At 56.9% G+C, this 8,097-nt stretch carries 6 protein-coding genes; 5 read left to right on the top strand and 1 reads right to left on the bottom strand.

The window, feature by feature from the left end:
• Positions 1-481: 481 nt before the first annotated feature.
• From ACF8AM_RS05640 to rdgB, 3 genes are all read left to right on the top strand, one after another.
• Positions 482-2,008, top strand: coding sequence for a hypothetical protein (locus tag ACF8AM_RS05640; RefSeq protein WP_392554691.1), 1,527 nt, complete (start codon positions 482-484; stop codon positions 2,006-2,008).
• A gap of 83 nt (positions 2,009-2,091) precedes the next feature.
• The gene (locus ACF8AM_RS05635) at positions 2,092-3,273 is read left to right on the top strand and encodes a hypothetical protein (RefSeq protein ID WP_392554690.1); all 1,182 of its coding nucleotides are present in this window, start codon (positions 2,092-2,094) and stop codon (positions 3,271-3,273) included.
• A gap of 5 nt (positions 3,274-3,278) precedes the next feature.
• A complete protein-coding gene (rdgB, locus tag ACF8AM_RS05630) occupies positions 3,279-3,896 on the top strand; it encodes an RdgB/HAM1 family non-canonical purine NTP pyrophosphatase (RefSeq protein ID WP_392554689.1) in 618 nt (205 codons plus the stop codon).
• Here the strand turns inward: rdgB and queD are convergent.
• Entirely contained in the window at positions 3,872-4,285 is a 414-nt protein-coding gene (queD, locus tag ACF8AM_RS05625; protein ID WP_392554692.1) for a 6-carboxytetrahydropterin synthase QueD, read from the bottom strand. The two genes, rdgB and queD, sit on opposite strands and share 25 nt — an antisense overlap.
• A gap of 434 nt (positions 4,286-4,719) precedes the next feature.
• Here queD and ACF8AM_RS05620 point away from each other — a divergent pair, with 434 nt between their 5' ends.
• A complete protein-coding gene (locus ACF8AM_RS05620) occupies positions 4,720-5,670 on the top strand; it encodes a DoxX family protein (protein ID WP_392554688.1) in 951 nt (316 codons plus the stop codon).
• 16 nt (positions 5,671-5,686) lie between these two features.
• Positions 5,687-7,528, top strand: a complete 1,842-nt coding sequence (locus ACF8AM_RS05615; protein ID WP_392554687.1) for a Gfo/Idh/MocA family protein — start codon at positions 5,687-5,689, stop codon at positions 7,526-7,528.
• Positions 7,529-8,097 lie beyond the last annotated feature (569 nt).

The raw sequence follows: 8,097 nt of genomic DNA, 5'->3' as shown, positions 1-8,097 counted from the left end.
CAAATGTTTGCGTGGTTGGTTCGACGTCGTCGAGCAGCGTGACTCGATTGGTAGCTGGCGCCTGGGTTTCGCGCTGGAGGGGGCCGTCGAGGGAGTTGGGGGAGTCCCTCGCTTACACTTTTTGAAGTTGCGATTTTGCGTGAGGCATTGGGTTTTTCATAACCCGACGCGTCAGCGAGGCGAAGTCAACATCGTTTTTCCCTCGCTGACGCTTCGGGTTTTGAGAAAAGCGCAACTTCAAAATGCGTCAGCGAGGGACCGCATGCCATCGCAACGAGCCGGTGGGTCCCTCGCTGACGCGTCGGGTTTTGAGATAAACGCAACTCCAAAACTCACGCGTCGGGTTGTGAATTCGAGTTAATCAACACGCCGCTAGGCGGTCAAGAAACGAGCGGGCCGGCCAGCACGTACACGGTTCGGCCCCTCGTTGCTGGACCATTTGACACCCACACTGCATTCATTCCTCTGGTGATCTGCGTCAATGATTCGTTGTTGTTTTCCCAATGAAGGGCAGTTTCTTGCGAAAATTCAGTGGGGTCTGAGCATTGGCTGGCTGCTCTTGTTTGGCCTGATTTCGCTTTCCCAGAGCTTGTGTCCTGACGTTTGCGCCGCCGACTTCGCAAAATCGTCTTCGCACACGCTAGAAAACGACCCGCCATCCGACAAACAAGCCATCGAACTGGGCTGGGAGGTCCTGACTCGACAAGCGTTGCTGCCCAGCGATTTCTCTCAAACGGTGATTGATGACATTTGGCGGAGCTGGCCCGAAGAAGCTCGCCAAGAAGCGGAACAAGCAACCCCTGAGGACCGTCTCCGCCTGATCTATCGTCGTTACGGATTGTCCGAGCGACCACAGTTGCGCGTGAGTGAGGACGGCATTGCGACCTTTGTTCTTCCCCGGGGATCCCAATCCGTCGGACCGCCGATGCAATATGTGGTCGATGAAAATCACGCTTGGACGATGAATTGTTTGTCCTGCCACGGTGGCTCCGTCTACGGCGTCCCCACGCCCGGCGCGCCGAACAATCGCTACGCCTTGCAAACTCTGACGGAGGAAGTCCGCAGCACAAAATTCCGCCTGGGCCTGCCGCTCGGACGAATGGAATTGGGATCGCTGGTCATCCCACTTGGGACCACCAACGGGACGACCAACGCGGTCGTCTTTGGTATGGGATTGATGAACTACCGCGACGCGGACTTGAACCTCGTTCAGCGTGTCCCGAAGTCGTTCGTTCATCACGACATGGACGCTCCCCCGTGGTGGCACTTCTACAAACGCCCCTATCTCTACATCGATGGGTTCGCTCAGAAAGGACATCGCGGGCTGATGCAGTTCACGCTGGTTCCTGAGAACGGGCCAGAGTTTTATCGCGAGCACGAAGATGACTTCCGGAATGTATTCGCTTTCCTGTCTTCGCTGAGAGCCCCGAAATACGAAGGTCCCATCGACCAAGAACTCGCCGAGACGGGACGTCACCTGTTTGAGCAAACCTGCTCGCGATGCCACGGAACTTACGGCCCCGACGGAGGAACTTACCCGAACCAGATGGTTCCGATCGACGAAATTGGAACCGACCCCGTCCGCTTCGAAGCCTTGCCCAGCGAGGGTCGAAACAAGTACGCCCAGTCCTGGTTCGCGCGGCTCGACGACGGAGGAAAGCAGCAAACGTTGGTGAATCCGGAAGGATACGTCGCGCCGCCGCTGGACGGTGTTTGGGCCAGCCCACCGTACTTCCACAACGGCAGCGTGCCGACTCTCTGGCACGTGTTTCACCCGCAGGAGCGGCCCGTTTTATGGCGACGTTCGGCGGAGGCAATTGACTCGGACCGGATCGGTTTCCAAATTGAATTGGCCGACAAAGTGCCGTTGTCACAACCTGACGTGCTGATCCGACGCAGCTACTTTGACACCCGCCGATTTGGAAAAAGTGCCGCGGGCCACGACTATCCGGACGAGCTCAATGAAGACGAGAAGCGTGCCGTTTTGGAATATCTCAAAACGCTTTGATTCTCTTGCTGCGAATCCACCGAATCTGCTAATGACGAGTCAAACAACACGCTCGTATCGTTTCGATTCAGGATTTGGTTCCGATGAACAGTTCGCTTCGCCTCGGATTGATCGCAATCCTCGCCGCCGTCGCCTCCGGGTTTGTATCGCCGGCTCCCGTTGCCGCTCAGACTTCTCCGTTCTTGCGGATGTTCAAACGCGGGTCTCAAGTCAAAGTCGACACGACAAAGACTTATGAACTGACCGAAGAAGATGGCCCTTGGCTGATCTTGGCCCACACCTTTGTCGGTGCCGGTTCCAAAGAACGAGCCGAGCGTTTGGCATTGGAAATTCGTCAAGAACTGAACCTGCCTTCTTACGTCTACGAAGAAAAGTTCGACTTCTCCGGTGAAGTCGAAACGCCAACTTCGACCATTCAAGTGGTCGGTGGAGCTTCCCGGGCGCCGCAGCGACGGATGCGTTACGCCAACAACATCCAGTACGACGCTCACGCGGTTCTGGTCGGCGAATACGACCACGCGGAGCACCCGCAAATCGCGGATGACCTGAAACGGATCAAGTCAGCCAAGCTCCCCGTCTTTGGCGACAAAAACGAGATGGCCGCCGAGACCGACTTTCGCAACCCGGTCACGGCAGTCAAAGCCCTGCACCGCCAGTTCGCCAACCGAAACGGCGACAAGAACCTCGGTGAGATGCGAAGCGCGTTCCTGACTCGCAACCCCTTGCTCCCCGACGAGTTTTCGCACGCTCCTGAAGTGGACTCCTTTGTTCGCAAACTGAACGAAGACAAACAATACAGCTTGCTTGAGTGCGACGGGAAATTCACAGTGGTGGTCCGCACCTTCGAAGGCTTCAAAACCATCGTGGACGGAAAGAAAGAAAAGAAGTTCCAACCCAACATCAACCGCTTGGATCAAATGGCGATCGACGCCAACAAAATGGTCCTCGCGTTGCGAAAAGAGGGACAAGAGGCATACCAGTACCACGACCGAACTCGTTCGATCGTGACCATTGGCAGCTTCGATACACTGGGACATGAATTGCCCGATGGCACCTTCCAATACGCCCCTGAAATCAAAGCCATCATGTCGACTTACCGAGCCTTCAACGTCGACCCCAATATCGCCAACCAGGTCAAGAACAAAACGTCCGATGGGATGGCCGCGAAACACATCGCGAACATTCCGTTTGATGTCCAGCCCACTCCCATTGCGGTTCCCAAAGCCAGCAAACGCAGTTTCTACAGCGCGGCGGTTGGACGCTGAGCGATATGTTTGACCTCGTCCTGGGAACTGGCAACGCGAAGAAGCTCGTCGAGCTTCGGATGATGCTGCCAGAAGAAACCATTGCGCTGACCCCCCTGTCCGAAATCGATGACGCAATCGACGTTGTCGAAGACGGGGACACGTTTGCACAAAACGCAGCGAAGAAAGCAACCGAACAAGCCAAGCACCTGGGACGATGGGTGCTGGCCGAAGACAGCGGTTTGACGGTTGACTCGCTCAAGGGTGCTCCTGGCGTGTATTCCGCTCGGTACGCCGGAACACATGGCGACGACGAAGCCAACAACGACAAACTGCTGCGGGAACTGGCGGACGTCCCGATGGATCGCCGGGGGGCTCAATTCAATTGCCACCTGTGCTTGTCCGATCCTGCGGGCAACGTGCGCCTAGCCGAGTCTGGTATCTGCCGCGGACGCATCGCAACCGAACGCAGCGGCGGCGCGGGATTTGGCTATGACCCACTGTTTGTGATCCCCGAGTACCACAAAACGTTTGGCGATCTGAACCTGACCGTGAAGCGGGCTCTCAGCCACCGCTCGCGAGCCCTGCGGATTTTCATCCCCAAACTACTGCGTCTGGTTCAGTCCAAATCCGCTTCGGCGTAAGTCTCTTCGCTCTCCCACAGGCGAACCTTGTAGGCGGTCGCGCCGGAGTCTCCCAAAATTTCGGGACAGACCTTCTCAAGGAAGTGCTTGGCCATGTTCTCAGCCGTCGGATTGCTATCCAACTCGTAAATCCGGTGGGGTTCCGAACTGCGAATCGCGTCCAGCCCGTTCTGGTCTTTTTCCCACAGCACAAACGTGTGGTCCCAGTTCTCGTCGATCCAATCTTTGCAACGCGTCTTCAACTGCTTGAAGTCCAGGATCCGCCCCACCGCGTCTTGCTTCTTGCCCGTCACGTAGACCTCCAGCACGTAATTGTGGCCGTGCAGACTCTGGCACTTGCCTTCGTGCCCCACCAATCGGTGCCCGGCACAAAATGTGAAGCGGCGCATGATTCGAATGGACACAGGCAGGGTTCCTAGCGAGAAATAGGGACAGAGGGGTGAAACGAGAAACGCAGCGCGGACGAGCAATCCGCACGAAAAGTGAGCGGCGGGCAGGGAAACGTAGGCAGGCAGCAACCCATTGGCGACGATTCAACGAACAAGACAGCCAAAAGTCTTCTGATCCAAAGGACTTTGTCGACCCCCACAATCCGGTGCATCCGAGAAAACGGCTTCGCTGAACCGCAGGATTCAGTTGAATCTGCATACACATCGGTTGGCGAATGGTCATTCGGCTGCCATAATGAGCGTTCCCCCTTCACTGGAGGTGTCCTGGAGTGAACTGAACGAACCCTGAACATGCCCAATCCGGCATGTGCTTGATGGTGGCGTCGTCGTCCCGGTGCCTTCATCCATCCTGCCTTTGACGGAGCCCATTCTCGGTGGCCAAGTATTTGCTTTCCCCTTTGCGTTTGGCTGTCGGATGGGGAATCTCACCCCGGCTGCTTGGAACGATCGCGGTGGTCATGCTGACCCTCCTTCGCCTGACGATTGGCTGGCACTTCATCACGGAAGGCATCGACAAGTACCAGGCTGAAAACTGGTCCGCCAAACCATTTTTCGCCAACGCTCGCGGCCCGTTCGCTGGTCATTTCCGCCAAATGGTGTGGGACTACGACGGCACGATGCGTCTGGACGTCGATCAGACCGAACTCAATTGGGCTTACTACCGCGATCAAATCTCCGAACACTTTGGATTTGATGACAAGCAGAAGGCAGAAGCTCACAACAACTACAGCATTGCCGCCAAGCAACTGGCCATGGTGCTCGAGCTCAACGCAAATGAAATCCAAGAATTTCAGCTAGGCCTCGGCCGGATCGAGGAACTCGATGGCGATGCAGTCGCCTCGGGGGTCAGCTCGCTGAGCGGACAACGAGAAAGCGTCCGAAAAGAGCTGTCTCAAAAGATCGCTCCCGTGTTCGACCAAATCGATGCGATCTGGGAAAATTACGAAACCGCTCAAAACAAGGTCGCAACGTCGGAACAACTGTCCCAGCACCGTGCGTACAAGTTGGTGCGTCCACGTTTGCAAATGATGGACACCAGCGTGATTGATTCAATTGTGCCGTACTTCGACATGTTGGTGGGCTGGTGCCTGCTACTTGGGCTGTTCACACCCGTTGCCGCGTTAGCAGCAGCCGGTTTCCTCGGTTCTGTATTCTTGAGTCAGTACCCACCTTTGACCGGGCCGACGTCCAGCACTTACCAGCTCATCGAGTGCATGGCTTGCCTTGTGCTGGCCGCCACTGGCGCTGGCCGTTTCGCCGGCCTCGATTTCTTTCTGCATCTCATCATCCGAAAATTCAACGGCGACGACGCCGCAACTGCGTGACCGGGAGTCCTAGCAAATGGTAGACAAGCTCAACGCCGATCAAAAAGAAGTCGGCTCACACAATTACTATTCCGCCGTCGGCAGTTACTACGACGTCAACCGTCGTGACTTTCTGCGTGGCATCGTCGCCGCAGGTGCCGTCAGTGGTGCTGGCCTGGGTGCCGCTTACTTCGGCTATGGCAAAGTCGCCGATCCGGTCCGCGTCGCGGTCATCGGCACCGGTGACGAAGGCAACGTGCTGATCGGTGGCTGCAACCCCGAGTACGTGGACGTCAAAGCAATCTGCGACATCCGCCCCTACAGCCAATTCCGTGCTTTCCACGGTGACTGGTCCTCCTCGTCGGCTTTGAAGCGTCGGCCTGGATTGATCAGCGTTGCTGGCTACAAAGACGAAGCGGAAGCTCGCAAGAACGTCAAGGTTTATGACGGATCCAACGGCGGCATCATGGCCTGCCTCGACGACCCCGATATCGAAGCGGTGATCATTGCGTTACCACTTTGGTTGCACGCTCCCGTCGCCGCTCAAGCGATGGAACGTGGCCTGCACGTGCTGACCGAAAAACTGATGGCACACAACGTGGCTCAGTGCAAAGTCATGTCGCGGATGGCCGGCAGCATGGAAGACAAGAATGGCAACCCCATTCACTTGGCGACCGGTCACCAACGTCACTACAACGTCAAGTATCAAGACGCGATCAACCTGATCCGTTGGGGTTTGCTGGGCCAACTGCACCACATCCGTGCCCAGTGGCACCGCAGCAACGTGCCCGGCGCGGATAGCTGGTCAATGCCGATCCCTGGCGGCGAGATGGTCAATGGAAAGAACTTCGACCGGATCGCAAAAGACATCGAGTACCGCAAGAAGAAGCTGAAAGAGACCACTGACCCAGACGAAATGATTCGTTTGAAGATGGAGATCGATCAGTGGACCGCTTGGGACGCTGACAAAAACGTCGACCCAAAAGAATTCGGCTACGAAGGATTCTCGGTCGGCGACAAAACGTTCAGTGCAATGGAAGAACTCCACCGCTGGCGATTGTTCAATCGCACTGGCGCCGGTTTGATGGCGGAACTCGGCAGTCACCAACTCGACGCTGTCAGCATCTTCCTCAGCTCGCTGCGTGACGACAAGAAAAAGGTGCACCCTCTCAGCGTTCATGCAGTTGGCGGACGCCACATCATGCCGCTCGATCGCGAAGTCGGCGACCACGTCTATTGCATGTTCGAATTCCCTGGGCCTGAGTACAGCAGCACTTTCGACGTCGGCTATTACGACCGCGTCGAACGTTACCCCAACCCCGAAAGCCCTGGAAACGGGCCCGTCGCTGGCTACGAAACCGACCCGAACAAGAAGGTCGTTGTGACCTACTCGTCGATCAACGGCAACGGTTTTGGTGGCTGGGGCGAAGTCGTCATGGGCACCAAGGGAACGTTGATCCTGGACAAGGAAACCGACGTCTACTTGTACCGCAACAGCGACACCAGCAGCAAAGCGGGTGTTGTGAAGAAGGATGCTGGATTCGCCTTGGACACATCCGCCAGCGGCGATTATGCGGCGCCGGTTGCTCAAGCCGCTTCGTCCGGCCCAGTCAGCCGTGGCTACCGCGAAGAGATCGAGCACTGGGCTTACTGCATCCGTAACCCAGACGGCGAGAACAAACCTCGCTGCTACCCCGAGGTCGCGATGGGCGACGCAGTCATTGCACTTGGAACCAATGTGGCTCTTAAGCGATCCGCCAAGGGTGAAAGCGGTTATCTGCAGTTCAAGGAAGAGTGGTTCGACATCGACAACGACGCGACCCCGGACGACAGCGATATCGCTGCAGAAACCGAGTTCATGAAAAAACCTGTGGCATAGCCCCCAGCAAATCTCCAATGACGAACAACACGGCGGCCACCCGGTCGCCGTGTTTTTTCATGGAGATCGATCTCGGGACCTCCGCCCCGAGCTAAGCAAGTCGGTCCCATCCGGGGCGAGGATTGCGGCCGAGTACGCTCCGGTTCGCGCCCCAGCATCGCCTCAATCGCCCTGGTTTTTCAATTTCCAATTGTCAATTTTACTTTTTCAATCGCCCCCTCATCTCATCGCTCGCCACGTGCTGCCGCTCCGCGGTTTGTCCGAGCAAGGGGGGGTGACGCCCGAGACCTCGGCTTGAAAAACCGAGGCTGACAACTGTCACCGCTCCGCGGTTGTCCGCCCCGAACACACCCAGTCGCGGAGCGACGGAATCCGAAAGCCTTGGGTTTTCAACCCAAGGCCAAACTCGGGTCATCAAAACTCCTCCCGAAACACAGCAAACCGGACGCCGGGAAGATAGACTTTGACGCGACTCCCCTCCCCACGCATCCCTCCCCACCCATACCACCCCACCCATGCCCCACCGCATGGATCGAACCAAACCCCATGCAGTAGGCTGACTTATTTCA

The sequence above is a fragment of the Rhodopirellula sp. JB055 genome (genome assembly GCF_043100905.1).
GTDB lineage: Bacteria > Planctomycetota > Planctomycetia > Pirellulales > Pirellulaceae > Rhodopirellula.
Note: the sequence above shows the minus strand (reverse complement) of the source record. Positions and strands in the feature narration are given on the sequence as shown.

Excerpts from the sequence above, each read along its gene's own strand:
- ACF8AM_RS05640 (WP_392554691.1), top strand. The coding sequence starts at position 482 with ATGATTCGTTGTTGTTTTCCCAATGAAGGGCAGTTTCTTGCGAAAATT.
- ACF8AM_RS05635 (WP_392554690.1), top strand. The coding sequence starts at position 2,092 with ATGAACAGTTCGCTTCGCCTCGGATTGATCGCAATCCTCGCCGCCGTC.
- rdgB (WP_392554689.1), top strand. The coding sequence starts at position 3,279 with ATGTTTGACCTCGTCCTGGGAACTGGCAACGCGAAGAAGCTCGTCGAG.
- queD (WP_392554692.1), bottom strand. The coding sequence starts at position 4,285 with ATGCGCCGCTTCACATTTTGTGCCGGGCACCGATTGGTGGGGCACGAA.
- ACF8AM_RS05615 (WP_392554687.1), top strand. The coding sequence starts at position 5,687 with ATGGTAGACAAGCTCAACGCCGATCAAAAAGAAGTCGGCTCACACAAT.